Source organism: Stenotrophomonas sp. YJH_SMC_14-1, from assembly GCF_059372275.1.
Genome location: NZ_JCAFVK010000004.1, coordinates 163,301 through 180,294 on the forward strand (window position 1 = coordinate 163,301; position 16,994 = coordinate 180,294).

The 16,994-nt window shown below is 65.1% G+C and carries 16 protein-coding genes and 2 pseudogenes; 6 read left to right on the top strand and 12 right to left on the bottom strand.

All coding sequences use genetic code 11. From position 1 onward, the window contains the following. Positions 1-6: 6 nt before the first annotated feature. Together AC5P9P_RS12400 and AC5P9P_RS12405 are read right to left on the bottom strand one after the other, a co-directional pair. Positions 7-1,065, bottom strand: coding sequence for an ABC transporter substrate-binding protein (locus tag AC5P9P_RS12400; RefSeq protein WP_495232824.1), 1,059 nt, complete (start codon positions 1,063-1,065; stop codon positions 7-9). Positions 1,066-1,140: 75 nt separating this feature from the next. Beyond that, entirely contained in the window at positions 1,141-2,262 is a 1,122-nt protein-coding gene (locus tag AC5P9P_RS12405; protein ID WP_033834225.1) for a 4-oxalomesaconate tautomerase, read from the bottom strand. A 109-nt stretch (positions 2,263-2,371) separates the two neighbouring features. Between AC5P9P_RS12405 and AC5P9P_RS12410 the strand changes: the two genes are divergently transcribed. Beyond that, a complete protein-coding gene (locus tag AC5P9P_RS12410) occupies positions 2,372-3,274 on the top strand; it encodes a LysR family transcriptional regulator (protein ID WP_033834226.1) in 903 nt (300 codons plus the stop codon). A gap of 65 nt (positions 3,275-3,339) precedes the next feature. Here the strand turns inward: AC5P9P_RS12410 and AC5P9P_RS12415 are convergent, their stop codons facing one another. The 3 genes from AC5P9P_RS12415 to AC5P9P_RS12425 form a co-directional block, all read right to left on the bottom strand. Next, positions 3,340-5,988, bottom strand: coding sequence for an excinuclease ABC subunit UvrA (locus AC5P9P_RS12415; RefSeq protein WP_033834227.1), 2,649 nt, complete (start codon positions 5,986-5,988; stop codon positions 3,340-3,342). 93 nt (positions 5,989-6,081) lie between these two features. Beyond that, the gene (locus tag AC5P9P_RS12420) at positions 6,082-6,450 is read right to left on the bottom strand and encodes a hypothetical protein (protein ID WP_033834228.1); all 369 of its coding nucleotides are present in this window, start codon (positions 6,448-6,450) and stop codon (positions 6,082-6,084) included. Positions 6,451-6,490: 40 nt separating this feature from the next. After that, entirely contained in the window at positions 6,491-6,922 is a 432-nt protein-coding gene (locus AC5P9P_RS12425) for a BLUF domain-containing protein (RefSeq protein WP_033834229.1), read from the bottom strand. 170 nt (positions 6,923-7,092) lie between these two features. Between AC5P9P_RS12425 and AC5P9P_RS12430 the strand changes: the two genes are divergently transcribed. Beyond that, positions 7,093-7,338 carry a hypothetical protein gene (locus AC5P9P_RS12430; RefSeq protein ID WP_012480318.1) on the top strand — a complete coding sequence of 82 codons (246 nt, stop codon included), beginning with the start codon at positions 7,093-7,095 and terminating at the stop codon, positions 7,336-7,338. Positions 7,339-7,730: 392 nt separating this feature from the next. On the opposite strand, the gene AC5P9P_RS12435 is transcribed toward AC5P9P_RS12430, so the two are convergent. Continuing rightward, entirely contained in the window at positions 7,731-8,600 is an 870-nt protein-coding gene (locus AC5P9P_RS12435; RefSeq protein ID WP_033834230.1) for a methylenetetrahydrofolate reductase, read from the bottom strand. After that, positions 8,600-9,514 carry a LysR family transcriptional regulator gene (locus AC5P9P_RS12440; RefSeq protein WP_033834231.1) on the bottom strand — a complete coding sequence of 305 codons (915 nt, stop codon included), beginning with the start codon at positions 9,512-9,514 and terminating at the stop codon, positions 8,600-8,602. Before AC5P9P_RS12440 ends, AC5P9P_RS12435 begins: the two co-directional genes overlap by 1 nt. 75 nt (positions 9,515-9,589) lie before the next feature. Here AC5P9P_RS12440 and msuE point away from each other — a divergent pair, with 75 nt between their 5' ends. The 3 genes from msuE to AC5P9P_RS12455 are packed head-to-tail and all read left to right on the top strand — an operon-like array spanning position 9,590 to position 12,285. Further along, a complete protein-coding gene (msuE, locus tag AC5P9P_RS12445) occupies positions 9,590-10,177 on the top strand; it encodes an FMN reductase (protein ID WP_414497608.1) in 588 nt (195 codons plus the stop codon). Positions 10,178-10,233: 56 nt separating this feature from the next. Beyond that, on the top strand, positions 10,234-11,211 hold the full coding sequence (locus tag AC5P9P_RS12450) for a DUF1852 domain-containing protein (RefSeq protein WP_033834233.1): 978 nt from the start codon (positions 10,234-10,236) through the stop codon (positions 11,209-11,211). A gap of 39 nt (positions 11,212-11,250) precedes the next feature. Beyond that, a complete protein-coding gene (locus tag AC5P9P_RS12455) occupies positions 11,251-12,285 on the top strand; it encodes a methionine synthase (RefSeq protein WP_164227125.1) in 1,035 nt (344 codons plus the stop codon). Here the strand turns inward: AC5P9P_RS12455 and AC5P9P_RS12460 are convergent. After that, positions 12,242-12,823 carry a hypothetical protein gene (locus AC5P9P_RS12460; RefSeq protein WP_111151288.1) on the bottom strand — a complete coding sequence of 194 codons (582 nt, stop codon included), beginning with the start codon at positions 12,821-12,823 and terminating at the stop codon, positions 12,242-12,244. The genes AC5P9P_RS12455 and AC5P9P_RS12460 overlap by 44 nt on opposite strands. A 71-nt stretch (positions 12,824-12,894) precedes the next feature. Next, positions 12,895-13,371, bottom strand: a pseudogene (locus AC5P9P_RS12465) (trypsin-like serine protease); the annotation flags it as partial. On the opposite strand from AC5P9P_RS12465, the pseudogene AC5P9P_RS12470 reads away from it, so the two are divergent. Further along, positions 13,372-13,557: pseudogene (locus tag AC5P9P_RS12470) on the top strand (fatty acid--CoA ligase); the annotation flags it as partial. Positions 13,558-13,576: 19 nt separating this feature from the next. Here AC5P9P_RS12470 and AC5P9P_RS12475 read toward each other — a convergent pair. The 3 genes from AC5P9P_RS12475 to AC5P9P_RS12485 form a co-directional block, all read right to left on the bottom strand. After that, entirely contained in the window at positions 13,577-14,176 is a 600-nt protein-coding gene (locus AC5P9P_RS12475; RefSeq protein ID WP_242898782.1) for an NADPH-dependent FMN reductase, read from the bottom strand. Between the two features lie 185 nt (positions 14,177-14,361). Beyond that, positions 14,362-16,128, bottom strand: coding sequence for a wall associated protein (locus AC5P9P_RS12480; protein ID WP_495232825.1), 1,767 nt, complete (start codon positions 16,126-16,128; stop codon positions 14,362-14,364). 116 nt (positions 16,129-16,244) lie between these two features. Continuing rightward, a complete protein-coding gene (locus AC5P9P_RS12485) occupies positions 16,245-16,988 on the bottom strand; it encodes a FadR/GntR family transcriptional regulator (protein ID WP_005409753.1) in 744 nt (247 codons plus the stop codon). Positions 16,989-16,994 lie beyond the last annotated feature (6 nt).

The following is a 16,994-nucleotide window of genomic DNA, read 5'->3' on the forward strand; positions in this document are numbered from 1 at the left end:
CTCCGCTTACGGTTGGGCAGCCGGCGCCGCAGCGTTGGCACGCTGGACGAAGGCATTGGTGTAGGTCCTGGACAGATCAACGTTGGCCTTGGCCACATCGGTATTGAACTCACGCAGCACCTTCAACGGCGTCTCCAGGTCGGCCGGCGTGAAGCGTCCATCGCGGGTGAAGATCGCGCGCGCGTTCTCCACCGCGCGGGCATAGGTGGCGCGGTCGCCGGAGACGTAGCTGTCCGGCAGCGCGGCAACGATCTCCTCGGCACTGTTGTCGGCGATGAACTTCAACGCCATCTGCTCGGCACGGGCGATCTTCTCGGCCGCTTCGGGGCGCTTGTCCAGGAAGCTCTGGTTGGCATACATCACCGAGGTCGGGTACAGCCCGCCATAGACCTGGCGGGCGCCTTCGTCGCTGCGCGCGTCGAGGATGATCTTCCCGACCTTGCGCTCGGTGATCAGGGTTGCAGCCGGATCGTAGTTGACCAGCAGGTCGATCTTGCCCTGCTCGAGCGCGGCGACTGCAGCAGCGCCGGAGCCGACGCCGATCAGCGAAATGCTGTCGGCCGGAATATCGTGCTGCGCCAGGAAGTGGCGGACGAAGAAGTCGGACGAGGAGCCCGGGGCCGTGATGCCGACCTTCTGGCCCTTGATGGACTCCGGTCGCGCAGGATCAAACGTGGCATCTTCGCGCCCCGCCATCACCAGGCCGGAATTGCGCGAGAGCAGCACGAAGGCCACCACGTCCTTGCCCTTGGCCTGCATCTGGATGGTGTGGTCGTAGAAACCGACCGCCACGTCGGTGGAATTCGCCACCAGGGCCTGCAGCACCTTCGAGCCACCCTGGGCGAAGTTCTCGGTTTTTACGTCCAGGCCGACGTCCTTGAAGTAGCCCTTGGTATCGGCAATGAAGAACGGAAGGTTGTTGAGGTTGTAGGAGCCGACGCTGATGCGCACGGGTGCATCGTCACCGGTGCCGGTGGATGCGCCATCGGGGCGCCCGCTGTTGCTGCAACCGGCCGCGGCCAGACCGGCCGCGCACAGCGCGGCCATGAAGAACTGCTTGTACATCATCCCTCCCAGGAGTGAAGCATCTACGTTGTAATGGCTGGCATGCGCGTCTGCGCCGGCCCTGCCGGGTTCAGATCATGCCGCTGACGTCCATTGGCGGGCTTGGGTGGAACTGGCCATGGCAGGCACTGGCGTTGTCGCAAACACGCGACCTTCGAACAATCGGCGTGCGGTGCGGACCACGCTGGCAATCACCGGTGCGTCATCCGAGCTGCGACTGAGGCCCACCTGCAGGTCCCCGCTCGGATGTTCGAGGGTAATGCTGCCGGGAACGGACAGGCACCCGACCAAAGTGTGGGCCAGCGTGCCCGGCGTGACGGCGGCGGTGGCCAGGCCGACCGCGCCGGTAATGGCCAGTGCGGTGTGGCATTGGTGCGGCATGAAGTAACGCGCCTGCAGATCGCCGCCGTGTTGCGGCGCCGACAGCAGCACCGGCTTGGGAATGACCTTGTTGCCGGCGTCGGCGATGCCCATGCGGGCGCCCGCCTCGATGCGCAGCGCTTCCAGCCGGCGCATGAACGCGGCATCCGCGTTCAGTTCGGCGGGCGAGGCATCACCGTGCACGCCCAGGTCTTCGGCACGCACCAGCATCATCGGCATGGCGCAGTCCACCAGGCTGACCGGCACGCCATCGATGGTTTCCCGGGCGTGGCCGCTGGGCAGCAGCTTGCCGGTGCGGGCGCCTGCGGCATCAAGGAAGGAAAGCCTGACCGGCGCGGCCGAGCCCGGTGCGCCGGCAATGCGCGTATCACCGCGGTAGACCACATGGCCACCCGGCGTTTCCACCGTGGCGATGATCAGCTTGCCGGTGTTGACGTTGTGGATGCGCACCTCGGTCTGCGGATCCTGAGCCTGCACCAGCCCCCGCTCGATGGCATACGGGCCCACCGCCGCCAGCATGTTGCCGCAGTTGGGGGACGTGTCCACCACCTGCTGCTCCACCCTTACCTGGGCGAACAGATAGTCCACGTCGGCGTCTGCCCGGCTGGATCGGTCGATGATGGCCACCTTGCTGGTCAGCGCGTTGCCACCACCGATGCCGTCGATCTGCAGCGGATGACCCGACCCCATCACTTCCACCAGCAGGCGATCACGTTCGGCGGTGTTCGCCGGAAGGTCGCTGGCCAGGAAGAACGGGCCCTTGGAGGTGCCACCGCGCATGAGCACGCAGGGAATGCTGAGCAGATCGTTGGACATACGTGTGCTAGATTGATGCGTATAGGGGATGAATGACCCCTCTGTGATTCGATACTGGCATGACCCCAATTGATCTGTGAATTGCTGATTTTTGGATGATTGATACCCAATGAGCATCAATTGCGAAATCCTCGATCTGCGCGCATTCCTGCTGGTGTCGGAGACGCGCAGCTTCCACCGCGCCGCGGAGATCCTGCACGTCTCCCAGCCGGCACTCAGCCGACGGATACAGAAGCTGGAGCAGGCTGTGGGTTCGCCACTGCTGGAGCGCACCACGCGCAGCGTCAGCACCACCGCCGTCGGCGAGAACCTGCTGCCGCTGGTGCGTCGCATGCTGGAGGAATTCGATGGGTCACTGTTCTCACTGCGGGGCCGGGACGATACGCGGGGCGCTACCGTCACCATCGCCTGCCTGCCCACGGCGGCGTTCTACTTCCTGCCCAGCGTGATGGCGCGTTTCCACGAAGCGCATCCCAACGTGCGCTTCCGGATCCTGGATATCCCGGCTACCGAAGGCCTGCAGGCGGTAGAGCGTGGCGAAGTCGAGTTCGGCATCAACTTCATGGGCGCCAACGATCCGAATCTCGATTTCGACGTGCTGGCCGAAGATCCCTTCGTGCTGGCCTGCCGACGCGATCATCCGCTGGCCCGCAAGCGCAAGGTTGAATGGGCCGATCTGGCCGAGCACCAGCTGATCACCGTGCATCGCACCAGCGGCAACCGCACGCTGCTGGACGGCGCCCTGGCGCGCGAGAACCTCAAACTGAGCTGGCACTACGAAGTGACCCACCTGTCGACGTCACTGGGCATGGTCGAGGCCGGCATCGGCGTGTCTGTCCTGCCGAAGATGGCTACGCCGGACGGGGATCATCCCACCCTGGTGACGCGCTCGATAGGCAACCCTGTGGTGTCGCGCACGATCGGGATCGTCCGTCGCCGAGGCGCCCTGCTCTCGCCTACCGCGGAACGCTTTCTCCAGATGTTGATGAGCCAGTGGCGCGGGGAGACCTGAGCATCGTTGGCTGGACAGGCCGACCCCGGATCTGGCCGAGGGTGATGACCGGGCATGGCTCGGCCCTACAGAGGAGCCAGCTCTCGCGCAAGGAAAGGCGCTGTCCTGCTTCCCCGCGCGCGCGCCACCTGTTGCGGCGTTCCCTTCGCCACGATGGTGCCACCCGCACTGCCTGCGCCCGGCCCGACGTCAATCACCCAGTCCGCCTGCGCGACGGCCCGCATGTCATGCTCGATCATCACCACCGTATTTCCTGCGTCGACCAGCCGCTGCAGCTGAACCAGCAGCCTGTCCGCATCCGACGCGTGCAGGCCGGTGGTAGGTTCGTCCAGCACGTAAAGCGTGCGTCCGCGCTGGCTGCGCTGCAGTTCGGTGGCCAGCTTGATGCGCTGGGCCTCGCCGCCTGAAAGCTCGGTGGCCGGCTGGCCCAGCCTCAGGTAACCCAGTCCGATGTCCTGCAGCAGCTGCAACGGCCGGGCAATAATCTCCTCTGCCATGAAGAATGCATGCGCCTGGTCCACCGTCATCTGCAGGACCTCGGCGATGTTGCGGTCATTCCATAGCACCTTCAGCGTGGCCTCGTTGTAGCGGGCGCCGTGGCAGGTGGGGCATGGGGCATAGACGCTGGGCATGAACAGCAGTTCGACACTCACGAAACCCTCGCCTTCGCAGGTTTCGCATCTGCCCTTGGCTACGTTGAACGAGAAACGGCCCGCATCGAAGCGACGACGACGTGCGGCGGGCGTCGCCGCGAACAGTTTGCGTACGTGATCGAACAGCCCGGTATAGGTGGCGAGGTTGGAGCGCGGTGTGCGGCCAATCGGCTTCTGGTCCACCTGCACCACGCGCTGGATGGCGTCCAGATCACCGGCCAACTGGCCTCGCGTCGTTTCGATTACGGTAGGCCCGTCGGTCGGCGAGGCCTCGGCGCCATCGTCCGCAGGTTCATGCCCCAGATGCAGAAGCATCAGCTCTGGCAGCGCCTGAGCCACCAGGCTGGACTTGCCCGAGCCGGAAATGCCGGTCACTGCCGTCAGCAATCCCAGCGGCACCTGCGCGTCCACACCGTGCAGGTTGTGGCGATGGATGCCCTTCAGCTCCAGCCAGTTCGCGGCGCTTCGCTGGCGGCTGGCAGGCGCAGGCACCTGGTCGAACAGATACCGGGCCGTGCGCGAATCCTGCACCTGGCGCAGGCCATCGGGCTCGCCGCTGTAGAGCACGCGCCCTCCCCGCTCGCCGGCCTCCGGGCCCACGTCCACCAGCCACTGCGCGCGGCGCATCAGCTCCAGATCGTGCTCGACCACGAACACCGAATTTCCGCCATCACGCAGCCGGTCCAACGCGTCGTACAGCGCCTGGCTGTCGGCGGGATGCAGTCCGGCCGAAGGCTCGTCGAGCACGTACAGCACACCAAACAGCAACGAGCTGAGCTGCGTGGCCAGCCGCAGGCGCTGCAGTTCGCCGGCGGACAGCGTGGGCGTGGCGCGGTCCAGCGAGAGATAGCCCAGGCCAAGCTCGCGCAGTTGCCGTACCCGCCCCATGACTCCGCCCGCCAGCCGCTGTGCGGCCAGCCGCTTCTCTTCGGACAGGGCCGAGGTCCGGCGCACGTCGGGGGCGCCCTCGTGCGTCGCGCGGCCACTCGCGGCGCGCCGGGCACGATCGCGGGGTGTCGCATGCCTGCTGATAGGTGCACCCTTGCTGTGTGCGCCGAAATCACCTTCCGCGATGGGCTCCAGCAGATCCGCCAGTTGATCCAGGGGCAACCGCATGAACTCACCGATATCCACGCCCGCGAAGGTGACCGAGAGCGCTTCCGGCTTCAGGCGCTTTCCGTGGCAGGCCGGGCACAGCTTGCCTTCCATGTAGCGGGAAACCCGTTTGCGCATCAGCGCGCTCTGGGTGTTGGCGAAGGTATGCAGCACATAGCGACGCGCGCCGGTGTATGTACCCATGTAGCTCGGCTCGAGCTTTCGCTTGAGCGCAGCCCGGGTCTCGGCAGGCGTGAAGCCTGCATAGACCGGCACGGTGGGCGTTTCTTCCGTGAACAGGATCCACTCCCGATCCTTCTTCGGCAGCTTCTTCCACGGTACGTCGATGTCGTAGCCGAGCGTGACCAGGATGTCGCGCAGGTTCTGGCCATGCCAGGCCGGCGGCCAGGAGGCGATGGCGCGCTCGCGGATGCTCAGCGACGGATCCGGCACCATCAAGGCTTCCGTCACCTCGTAGACGTGCCCCAGCCCGTGACAGGTGCTGCAGGCGCCCTGCGGGGTATTGGGCGAAAAGTCCTCGGCGTAAAGCATCGGCTGGTTGGCCGGGTATGCACCTGCACGCGAATACATCATGCGCACCAGGCTGGACAGCGTAGTGACGCTGCCCACCGATGAGCGCGCGTTGCTGGCGCCGCGCTGCTGCTGCAGGGCCACTGCCGGCGGCAACCCGTCGATGGCGTCCACATCGGGCACGCCGGCCTGGTCGATCAGGCGCCGTGCATACGGCGCAACCGACTCAAAGTAGCGCCGCTGCGCCTCCGCGAAGATCGTGCCGAACGCCAGCGATGACTTGCCGGAGCCCGAAACACCGGAAAATACCACCAATGCGTTGCGCGGGATGGAGACGTCGACATTCCTGAGGTTGTGCTCGCGCGCGCCGCGCACCTCGACGCAACCGCTGGCAGCGGCGGCACATGACGATTCACCAAAGGGGGGATTGGGCATCTTCGCGATCCTGCGGGCAGTGAGCGGCGCGCGTAGGGGCACGCCCGATGGTGCATTTTCGCTGCTGCGGGGTGAATGCGGGTGATGGCGTGGTCACGCCATGGTGCGCCGATACAACTGATCGAGCGTAACCGTGCGAACCAGGCGGCCGCGATTGTAGAAATGCAGCACCGGCTCGCTCAACGTCACGTCAGCAGGAACCAGGTTCATGCCCTCGTAGCCGACCACGACCGACTCCCCATCGTCCGACGGGAACAGCCAGCGATGCCAGCCGGGTATCAGCCAGGCTTCCTGACCCGATGCCTGCGGCGTTACCCGTGTTGAATTCAAGGCCGGATCCGAATCGGTACAGAGATTCCGCGCGGGGGAGCATGCCGTGAACCTCTCCGGCGGCGGCAGCGGGGCATCGGCAAGCGCCGGGCTCGCAGCCAGTGCAGCGATGAGCGTGATGAGTGCCTTCATTTCACTGCACACCTCGATCAAGTGCCCGCCCAAGAGGAAACTAAGCAGCGTGTACGTAGGGCGCTACCGCCGCAGCAAGCACATCGATTCCCCACGCGGAGCCTGCGATTTCCTCGGGCTGGCTTCTCTTGAAGCGTGACCAGTCGGCCCTGGCAAGCCTGCCGACCAGAAGCTGGTCGGCAGGAAGCTGGTGCATCGACCAATAGGGGAACTGCCGGGTAGAGACACGCCCCCGGGCCAGCTCCACCACATCCGTGTGGCTGGTCGATTGCAGCACCCGCTCGTAGACGCTGGCCACCCCATCTTCCGGCCCTTCGAAGTACTGCACGAACCGCGTGCCGTCATGCAGCAGCACGCCTGTCACCCCTGCAAGCTTGTTGAACCTCGCGGCATCGGTGACGAGGGCTTCCAGGCGGTCAATCGAAAGGCCTTCAACGGCCTGGCTTGCGTATACAACGGCCCGGATGGGCATGGACTTCGCCTTGAATGCAGGGCCACGTCGGCACCTATTCACACTCTAGCACCCGGCGCAAGTCCCGGCCGTGATGCGTATTCTTAATTCTTCAGAATACTGTTCGCGCCTAGCAGCGCGACAGGCGGCATGATGAACGCCCCCATACGTTCAGGGCTTTATTCATCTTCATGCGCGACATCGGACAGTTCTATGTAAACAGCGTCGAAGGAGTGGCGCGTGAGGATGGCACCCTGCTGCAGGTCACCCGGATCGATTGTTCCTGCCTGAAGTGTTCAAGGCAGTTCCGCGCCATTCCTGATCATGGCCTCGTCGATCTCAACGGCGCTGCTTCGCTCAGTTGCCCAGGCTGCGGCAACCACCAGTCCGTCAGCCGGGCGCGGCTGGAGGAGTTCGTGCTGCGTAGTGATGCATGAGCTGAAGCGCGCCGTTTCTCGACACTGTGCCAACCCTGTCGACACCTTCGCCTCGCATCTTCCCGTAGTGCACCCACAACGGCGTTCCAATGAGTCATACCGGCCTATTCAAGATCAGGGACCTCACCTACACGCCAGGCGCGGAGGGCGACCTGGCCCGTGCCCTGCAGATCGAAGCCACCTGCACGGCCTGCGGCGCAACCAGCGTCTGGGGCGAGCAGGAAATGGAGCATGTGCGAGGAGGAACCGTGCTTGCGTGCCGGGCGTGCGGTACGCGCCAGGCCATCAGCAATGCGGGCCTGATCAGTACCCCGTCAGGGATACGCCACCGCCGGGGCTGAGCGCGGCGGCACCGGGTCATGCGCTGCCCGGCAGGCACGATTGATGGCCTGTCAGCGGCGGGCAACCGATGGCAGCGCCCGATGCTGGTTGATCCAGTCCAACGACTGGGCAATTCCACCGAACGGAAAGAAGTGCGGGCTGACCAACCCGTGGGCATCAGTCAAACCGCCCGCCAGACGGTCCACGAACACCTCCGGGCCCGCGCTGCCCAGCAACCGGCCGATCGAGATGCCATACCGGGACAGCATCAATGCACTGGCCCCCACCCCGCACATTGCGGCGTAGCGTACCAGCCGCGCGATGCTTGCCGGGCCCGGCACGCCAACGAGCACCGGAACGTGGATGCCACGGGCGCGCAGCGCGTGCAACCAGGCCAGGACGATGTCGGCATCGAAGGCGAACTGCGTGATGATCACTGGCGCCATGCCGCGCGCTTCGATGGACTGGCACTTGTGTTCCAGTACCTGCCAGCACGCGTCACTGCCCAGGACCGGATGGCCATCGGGGTGACCGCCGATGGCGACGACCTTGATACCGGCCCTCTCCAGAAGGCCGCTCTCGATGATCGAAGCGCTGTCAGCAAACGGTCCGGCGGGCGTGGCCAGGTCGCCGGCGATCACCAGGCACTGGGCGACACCTGCCTCGTTGGCGGCACGCTGCAGGAAGCGCTCAAGCACCGCACGCGACCCGATGCGCCGCGCCGAGAGATGCGGCATCGGCTCGAAGCCCAGTTCACGCACCCTGCGCGCCGCTGCCAGGCGTGCGTCGTCGTCCTCGCTGGCCAGCCAGGGAATGGAGATCGTTGTGCCGCGCGGTATGCGGTCGGCCTCGGCGCGCAGCGCGGGCATGGACTTCGCGCTGACCTCCAGTGAAAAGGTGTTGATGAAGGCTTCCGCCCGCAGTGATCCAGGTGCAGCCATCAACGGGCTCCGCCTGCATTGCCGGCCAGTGGCGAGCTGTTCCGCGCCAGTTCGATGAAGGCCTGCAGGTAGTCGATGCTGGTATCGGCTTCGCGCGCACCCAGATAGATCTGCTTGGGAATGCCCTTCGCACCGAGGCGCACCGGCACCACGTCCATGCGGGTGGCGTACTCTTCCACCAGCCAGCGCGGCATGGCGGCCACGCCACGACCGCTGGCCACCATCTGCATCATGATGTCGGTGGTTTCAATGGCCTTGTGCCGTCGCGGCGTGATGCCGGCCGGCAGCAGGAACTGGTTGTAGATGTCCAGGCGCTCGAACGGCACCGGATAGCTGATCAGCACTTCCTGGCCGAGCTGGCGCGGCTTCACGTAATCCACCTTGGCCAGGGCGTGGTTCCTGGCCACCACCAGCACCTGCTCGTAGTCGAACACGGGAATGAACTTGAGGCCTGGCTTCAGCAGTGGATCGGGGGTAACCAGCAGGTCGATCTCGTAGCCGAACAGCGCGCCGATGCCGCCGAACTGGAATTTCTGCTTGACGTCCACATCCACATCCGGCCACGCGGCCAGGTACGGCGAGACGATCTTCAGCAGCCACTGGTAGCAGGGATGGCATTCCATGCCGATGCGCAGCGCGCCGCGCTCGCCCTGTGCGAACTGGCCCAACCGCTCCTCGGCCAGATCCAGCTGCGGCAGCACGCGGTTGGCGACGGCCAGCAGGTATTGCCCGGCCTGGGTCAGGCGCAGGCTGCGGCCTTCGCGCAGCCATACATCAGTGCCCAGCTGCTGCTCCAGCTTCTTCATGCTGTGGCTCAGGGCAGACTGGGTCAGGTTGAGTACGCCGGCGGCCGCGGTAAGCGAGCCCTGCTGCTCGACCTGCTGCACGATGCTGAGGTGGATCCGCTCCAGCATGACGATGAATCCTGCTCATGGATAGGTGAAGTAATACCATTTTACGTCATGGAAGGCCGTGGCTAGCATCGGGTCATGCTTTCACCTGCCCGCCCCCTTCGAATCGTCGCCGTGTCCGGCGGCTTGCAGCGCCCCTCCAAGGCCGCCGCCCTGGCCGAGCATCTGCTGGGCCTGATCGGCGAGGACATCCACAGCGAGCAGCACCTGGTCGAACTGGGCGAACTGGCCCCGCAGCTGGCCGGTGCGCTCTGGCGTTCGCAGTTGCCCGACACCGTGGAACGCCAGTTGACCACCGTCGAGCAGGCCGATGTGCTGGTGGTGAGCACGCCGGTCTATCGCGGCTCGTACACAGGGCTGTTCAAGCACTTCTTCGACTTCGTCCACCAGGACGCACTGGTCGACACCCCCATCCTGCTGGCCGCGACCGGCGGCAGCGAGCGCCATTCGCTGGTGATCGACCATCAGCTGCGCCCGCTCTTCAGCTTCTTCCAGGCGCGCACCCTGCCGCTGGGCGTCTACGCCACCGACCGCGATTTCGCCGACGGTCGCGTGCACAACGACGCCCTGCTCGAGCGCGCACGGCTGGCGGTGCGGCGGGCCGTGCCGCTGCTGGACCTGCCTCGCCAGCGCGCCGCCGACCTGGAAGCGGCCGCAGCACTTTGAATGCCGGATGCCCTCGCCCGCATCCGGATGTCACCCCGCACTACGGAACGCCACCCATGACGACCGACACCTTCACCTTCAGCATCACGCAGATCCCCTTCAACGAGGATTACCAGCCTGCTGACGGGACGCGCATCACCACCAATTTCGCCAACCTGGCCCGCGGCGCGTCCCGCCAGGAAAACCTGCGCAACACGATCAGCATGATCAACAACCGCTTCAACGATCTGGCGCACTGGGACAACCCCAGCGCGGATCGCTACGCGGTCGAGCTGGACATCATCTCGGTGGAGATGCACATCGGCAGCAGCGGTGGCGGCGATCCGTTCCCGCTGATCGAGGTGCTGCGCCCGACCATCGTCGACACCCGCACCGGCGTGCGTACCGAAGGCATCGTCGGCAACAATTTCTCGTCCTACGTGCGCGACTATGATTTCAGCGTGGTGCTGCCGGCCAGCAACGAAGGGAAGGCCACCTTTGGCATTCCGGAGGGCTTTGGCGACCTGCATGGCAAGTTGTTCAAGCATTTCCTGGAGTCCGAGGCCTACCGCGCCAACTTCAGCAAGGGGCCGGTGATCTGCATCAGCGTATCCAGCAGCAAGACCTATCACCGCACCGAGAACCACCACCCGATCCTGGGCGTGGAATACCGCCAGGGCGAGTTCTCTCCGACTGACCAGTACTTCGACAAGATGGGCCTGCAGGTGCGCTACTTCATGCCGCCGGGCAGCGTCGCACCGCTGGCGTTCTACTTCCAGGGCGACCTGCTGGGCGACTACTCGAACCTGGAGCTGATCGGCACCATCAGCACGATGGAGGCCTTCCAGAAGATCTACCGCCCGGAGATCTACAACGCCAACTCCGTGGCGGGCAAGGTCTATCAGCCCAGCCTGAAGCACCAGGATTACTCCTCCACCCGCATCGTCTACGACCGCGAAGAGCGCAGCCAGCTGGCGGTCAAGCAGGGCCGGTTCACCGAAGAACACTTCATCAAGCCGTACCGCGCCGTGCTTGAACAGTGGGCTGCCCGCTGATCCACCGATTCCCCATTCGCCCCCAGGAAACCAGACGCAATGTCGACGAAGAAACTGCTTCCCACCTCCACCGCAGGCAGCCTGCCCAAGCCCTCCTGGCTGGCCGAGCCCGAGAAGCTCTGGTCACCCTGGAAGCTGCAGGACGACGGCCTGATTGAAGGCAAGCAGGATGCACTGCGCCTGTCCCTGCAGGAGCAGCAGCACGCCGGCATCGACATCGTCAGCGACGGCGAACAGACCCGGCAGCACTTCGTCACCACTTTCATCGAGCACCTCAGCGGTGTCGATTTCGAGAAGCGCGAAACGGTCCGCATCCGCAACCGCTACGATGCCAGCGTGCCGACCGTGGTCGGCGCCGTGAGCCGTCCGAAGCCGGTGTTCGTCGAGGATGCGAAGTTCCTGCGCCGCCAGACCACGCAGCCGATCAAGTGGGCCCTGCCCGGCCCGATGACCATGATCGATACGCTGTACGACGCGCACTACAAGAGCCGCGAAAAGCTGGCCTGGGAGTTCGCGAAGATCCTCAACGAGGAAGCGAAGGAGCTGGAAGCCGCTGGCGTCGACATCATCCAGTTCGATGAGCCGGCCTTCAACGTGTTCTTCGACGAAGTGAACGACTGGGGCGTGGCCGCGCTGGAGCGTGCGGTTGAGGGCCTGAAGTGCCAGACGGCGGTGCACATCTGCTACGGCTATGGCATCAAGGCCAACACCGACTGGAAGCAGACACTGGGCTCGGAATGGCGGCAGTATGAAGAATCGTTCCCCAAGCTGCAGACCTCCAGCATCGACATCATCTCGCTGGAATGCCAGAACTCGCACGTACCGATCGACCTGATCGAACTGGTGCGCGGCAAGACGGTGATGGTGGGCGCCATCGACGTAGCCTCCAATACGGTGGAAACGCCGGCGGATGTGGCGAACACCCTGCGCAGGGCGCTGCAGTTCGTGGATGCCGACAAGCTCTACCCGAGCACCAACTGCGGCATGGCGCCGCTTGCGCGGGAAGTGGCACGCGGCAAGCTGCGCGCGCTCAGCGCAGGGGCCAGGATCGTGCGTGAGGAGCTTTCGGCGTAATCCTGGCTGGGGAGGTGTTCCCGTTTCGGTGCGGCGAGGATGGATTCTGGCCGGGTACAGACCAGGTTCCACCTCGTCCCTGCACCTCGGGCCTGGCGGCCATCACGCGCGGCCGTGGCGCCAGCGCTTCCTTGATCCGCCCCATCTCGCTTGCGCCGGCCTCGGCCAGGCGCCGGGCCTGCTGCCGCTGCGTCCGGGTCAGTGCAGGCGAAGGCACGGCGCCCGGTTCGGGCGCACTCTGCACCAGTCGGGCGACGGCGTCACGCAGTGGCAGTTGTGGGCAGAGCCGCGCCGCGCACCAGCGCTCGGCGTAGCGCTTCGCCTGCCGGGCGCTGGCGACGGACACGACCTTGCTCTGTGACATCCTGCGTGCGTCCAGTTTCAGGCGGAACCCGAGCACGGCATGCGGCACGATACTGGCCACCGAACGGCCGTTCCACCACAGATCCCAGCGCTCACCGCTCTGCACCCAGCCGGACGGCCGGGTGACGATCACGAAATCTGGACGGTGAAATGATGAGCCCATGATGGGAAGCATACGAACGCCCGTCGCACCGGCTGAGATCAGGGCAACGCCCCCCTGCACTGCTACGCCTCCACGAAAAGCAATCAATGTGACGCGTCACGGCTGATGCTTTCGATCCAGTCGATGTCGCGCGATACGCGGACGTTGTAGACCACCTGGCCATAGAACCCCGCCTCGAGCGCATGCTCCGGAACCGCAGTGATCCACGAACCAAGCCCCACCAGCTGCGGCGTTCCGTGATCATCAATCACCAGCGGACCACCGCTGTCACCGTTGCCGAGAACCCCCTCTGGCGGCAGGGCCTGCGGAGGCGGATCGAACCGATACCCGAGATAGCGGTCGTTGCCGCCGGTAAGCGCGTTGTATGCACGCCGCAGGGTCGTGCGATGCGGGCCGCCTGGCACCAGCCCTACGACGCCATTGCCGGTAGCCCCCTTCCCTATCAGGGCCGCGATCTGCGCGACTTCGGCAGCACCGCGATAGAGCGCTACTGGCTGTACATCCTTTGCAGCAGTCGCAAGCCTGATCAGTGCAATGTCATCCGATGCTGCCAGGAACGCCATGTGGCCGAAGCGGAGATCATCGAACTGGTCGCGGCGCGCAGCCGTTCCGGAGACATCTCACGCTATGCGATCCCGGAGCGCGTGAGCTTCGTGGATGCAATCGAGCGGACCAGCGTGGGCAAGATCAACAAGAAAAAGCTGCGCGGGCTGCATGATCCGGTCCTTGGCACCGGCGGGCGATGACGGCCCCTGCCGGCACCGCTCAACCGCGCGACGCCCCACCCTGCAGCAGCTGGACCCAGCTCTGGAATCCCTCCAGGAAGCGCTGCAGGCGCTTGCGCGTCGCCGCGTCGAAATCTTCCGCGTCATCGTCGTAGGCGGCCGCTGCTTCGGCCACATAGAGCTGTGGCGAGGCCATGGTCAATGCGCCCATGGCGGTCAGTGTATGGCGCAGCTGCGACTGTGCCAGTTTGGTGCCCCAGTGACCCGGCGTAGCGCCGATGATCGCCACCGGCTTGGCCGAAAGGACCGTGCGGTACTCGGCATCGTCGCGGGACAGCCAATCGAGGGTGTTCTTGAGTACGCCGGGCAGTGACTGGCTGTACTCCGGCGTGGCGATCAGCACGCCGTCAGCGGCCGCAATGGCCGCGCGCAGGCGCTTGACCCCGGCAGGGCCGGCCGGGTCGGCGGCTTCCAGGTCTTCGTCGAACAGCGGAATATCGGCGATGGTGTCATGCACGGCCAGCAGCAGGCCCGCAGGCGCGGCGCCTGCTGCAGCCCTGACCAGGCGCCGGTTGTAACTGTTGCTGCGCAGGCTGCCGGCAAACGCCAGGATGTTCAGCGGTGGAGGGTTGTCGGACATGCGGGTTTCCTGGAATGAGTCGGTGCGGGGTCACGGGCCAGACTGGATCTGCAGAGGATCACGGTTCCGGCGGTGTAGTGCCTTCGTTCTTGCTGCTCCCTTTTCCAGGGCGAACAGGGCGCGGCGGGGCGATCCAGCACGTGCCACTGCCCGCGTTGCGGCCCCTGTCCTGCCACATCGTACGCCTACTGCACGGGCTGGCTGGCTTCAGTGATGGACACAGGTCGTGCCATGCTGTCGAACGTATTGACCTTCCAGATGTAGCGCACGCCATCCTGCTCGATGACCTTCTGCAACAACGGTATCTGCTTGGCTGCGATGATTCCGCTGGCACGCTGATATGCCGGTCGCCCGGCCAATGCCGGATAGCTGCCGGAAGCGTCAAGCTGATAGCTGAGGGTGGTGGCGCGGCCCGGCTGGACCGAGGAAAGCAGATAGCCTTCGTCCACATTGAATCGATTGCCAAAGGTGTGCCGGGTGGTGACACCCCCTGCATCCTTGACGTCCACCCACTTCGTGGCCGGCGAATTCGCCTGGCACAGTTCCTTGCTGCCGTCGGCATAGCACCCGTTGCCCGGGCCGTAACTGTAGGCCCACGTATAAGGCTGGTCGATGCCCGGCCCGGTGACTGTCCTGGAAACCAGCGACCACGTGTAGTACCTGGCGGGCGTGTATTCGATCGAGTCGAGGAACCCGCTACCGGTGCTGTCGGGCATATTGCAGCCATAACGCGCCCACGAGCGGCCATGCAGCGTCGGCTCGAAGCGATACTTCGCCACTGCACCACTGGGATGGCGGATCGAACCGGAATGGCCGTATTTCACCACACCCGGATTCCGGCAGAAAGCCCGCTCCGCGGGAACGGCACCGGCACCCATGGTGCCTACGTTGAACCCCGTAGTCTGCCAGTAGGACTGGTCCGGGAAGGTGACCTTGTAGCCACCCACCACCGTACCGTAGGTCCACGTCCTCCCGCCCGCACGGACCGCGCTCACTTCGCTTGGCAGCGTGCTGGGCGATCCAGCCGTCCATTCGAGATCGACGGTGCGGCCATCGTTGGCTGCGATGCGCAGCAACTGCCGTGGATTTGCCGGATCCCACGTATAGGTCACCGAATTTCCAAACCGGTCTCGGGCACTGGTCGGAAGAATATGGAACTCCTGCCGGAAAAGAACGAACTCGAACTCCGTAACCGAGCCGAAGTTTCCCCGCGAGTATCCCTTCTTGATCAATGGCGGTCCGCTACCAAGGCTGGCCATATGATTGAGCGTATAGGTGATACCGGCAGGCGTCGTGACTTCGAAGCCCTCACCCGCCCCATCGTCCATGGCGACGCAGCGGATGACATTGCCGCTCTTGGTTCGCATCGGGTAGGCATGGCCTGTACTCGGCACGGGCCATTCGTTGCTTTGCACGAGTAGATCCTCGTCACCGGTCTCTGGCAGGTAGAGCTGCGTTCCATGCCAGAACTCGTCGGAGTTGAAGTACTCGGTGAATGTCCCTGGCCCGGTCGGCGTCTGCGCCTTCACCGTGACGATCTCGGTTGGAGGCGGGGTGAACTTCGAACAGCGGTTGAGCGGCTCGGCAACCACGTAATTCTTCCATCCACCTTGGGTGCTGAACGTCCCATGCACCCTGGGCAGGGCCAGGTCCCACACCCCGAACATGCCCAATCCCTGCCGGCCCTGCGCACCTGCCACCAAGCGCCGCTTGATGCCCACCTCCAGCGCACTGTTGCCCGGCAGGTCGACGTCGGTCTGCAGGAATTCCACCGAGCCGGTAAACAGCCCGATCCTTTCCCCGAACATGTCACCGGTATCCAACTGCAGAATCTGCCCGCGGGCATTCAGCGCCGCCGCGTAATCCTCCATCACCGTCGAGCCGCGGTTGGCGCTCGACGCAGGCAGGGCCGTCATACACAGCAGCGCAGCTGCCGCGATCCTTGCGTACATGGTGTCCCCCTCGTCGACGAAGCAGAGCTTACTTCGCGCTCGTCGGCACCCGCAAGGATGATTCCCCGCACGTCACAGCGTCCTGACCCGCCCGGCGGCCCTGGAAACGCCGTTACTCAGATACGCGTCGTGGCCATGAACCGTTCGCGGTCCTGCTGCGTGCGGCGGCGGATCTCCTCCAGCGCCTGGCTTTCGGTCGCCTGCAGCATGGCCTCGAACAGGCGCTGGAAGTGATGGCGCATCGCATTGCGCGCGGCCACCGGATCGCGCGCGCGCAGGGCTTCGAAGATCGCCATGTGCTCGTCGGCACGGCTGGCGCCATCATCATGGCAGACCCGTGCATAGACCTCGGTTACCCGCGGCAGTTCGCTGCGCATGCGCCAGATCTGCTGCACGAAGAACTCCACCACCGGGTTACCGGAAAGCCGTGCGATGGCGAGGTGGAAACGGCGGTCGTACTCGCCGGCTTCCGCGTCACTCAGGTCGCGACGGCACAGCGCTTCGGCCAGCGCCTGCAGCTCGGCAATGCCGGCATCATCCAGATTGCTTGCCGCCAGAGCGGCGGCCTCGGCCTCGAATACCGCGCGGGCAGCGGTGAGGTCGAAGGCGCTGACATCCGGCAGCCCGCCGGGCGCCTGCGTCGGGCGCGGCTTTACATGCACGCCCGAACCGATGCGGATCGCGATCCAGCCCTGTGCTTCCAGTGCGATCTCGGCTTCGCGGATGGTGACCCGGCTGACACCGAACCGTTCGGCCAGTTCACGCTCGCCCGGCAGCCGCGAGCCCGGCGGGAATTCGCCGTCCTCGATCAGCTTGCGGAGCTTGGCAGCGATGGTCTGGTAAAGGCGGTTGGCGGACATGCGGCT

What these genes read in the sequence shown, in the direction of transcription:
- AC5P9P_RS12460 (WP_111151288.1), bottom strand. Translation starts at nt 12,823, where the DNA reads ATGCTTCCCATCATGGGCTCATCATTTCACCGTCCAGATTTCGTGATC.
- AC5P9P_RS12430 (WP_012480318.1), top strand. Translation starts at nt 7,093, where the DNA reads ATGCGCGACATCGGACAGTTCTATGTAAACAGCGTCGAAGGAGTGGCG.
- AC5P9P_RS12410 (WP_033834226.1), top strand. Translation starts at nt 2,372, where the DNA reads ATGAGCATCAATTGCGAAATCCTCGATCTGCGCGCATTCCTGCTGGTG.
- AC5P9P_RS12415 (WP_033834227.1), bottom strand. Translation starts at nt 5,988, where the DNA reads ATGCCCAATCCCCCCTTTGGTGAATCGTCATGTGCCGCCGCTGCCAGC.
- AC5P9P_RS12405 (WP_033834225.1), bottom strand. Translation starts at nt 2,262, where the DNA reads ATGTCCAACGATCTGCTCAGCATTCCCTGCGTGCTCATGCGCGGTGGC.
- AC5P9P_RS12440 (WP_033834231.1), bottom strand. Translation starts at nt 9,514, where the DNA reads ATGCTGGAGCGGATCCACCTCAGCATCGTGCAGCAGGTCGAGCAGCAG.
- AC5P9P_RS12450 (WP_033834233.1), top strand. Translation starts at nt 10,234, where the DNA reads ATGACGACCGACACCTTCACCTTCAGCATCACGCAGATCCCCTTCAAC.
- AC5P9P_RS12485 (WP_005409753.1), bottom strand. Translation starts at nt 16,988, where the DNA reads ATGTCCGCCAACCGCCTTTACCAGACCATCGCTGCCAAGCTCCGCAAG.
- msuE (WP_414497608.1), top strand. Translation starts at nt 9,590, where the DNA reads ATGCTTTCACCTGCCCGCCCCCTTCGAATCGTCGCCGTGTCCGGCGGC.
- AC5P9P_RS12420 (WP_033834228.1), bottom strand. Translation starts at nt 6,450, where the DNA reads ATGAAGGCACTCATCACGCTCATCGCTGCACTGGCTGCGAGCCCGGCG.
- AC5P9P_RS12425 (WP_033834229.1), bottom strand. Translation starts at nt 6,922, where the DNA reads ATGCCCATCCGGGCCGTTGTATACGCAAGCCAGGCCGTTGAAGGCCTT.
- AC5P9P_RS12435 (WP_033834230.1), bottom strand. Translation starts at nt 8,600, where the DNA reads ATGGCTGCACCTGGATCACTGCGGGCGGAAGCCTTCATCAACACCTTT.
- AC5P9P_RS12480 (WP_495232825.1), bottom strand. Translation starts at nt 16,128, where the DNA reads ATGTACGCAAGGATCGCGGCAGCTGCGCTGCTGTGTATGACGGCCCTG.
- AC5P9P_RS12455 (WP_164227125.1), top strand. Translation starts at nt 11,251, where the DNA reads ATGTCGACGAAGAAACTGCTTCCCACCTCCACCGCAGGCAGCCTGCCC.
- AC5P9P_RS12400 (WP_495232824.1), bottom strand. Translation starts at nt 1,065, where the DNA reads ATGTACAAGCAGTTCTTCATGGCCGCGCTGTGCGCGGCCGGTCTGGCC.
- AC5P9P_RS12475 (WP_242898782.1), bottom strand. Translation starts at nt 14,176, where the DNA reads ATGTCCGACAACCCTCCACCGCTGAACATCCTGGCGTTTGCCGGCAGC.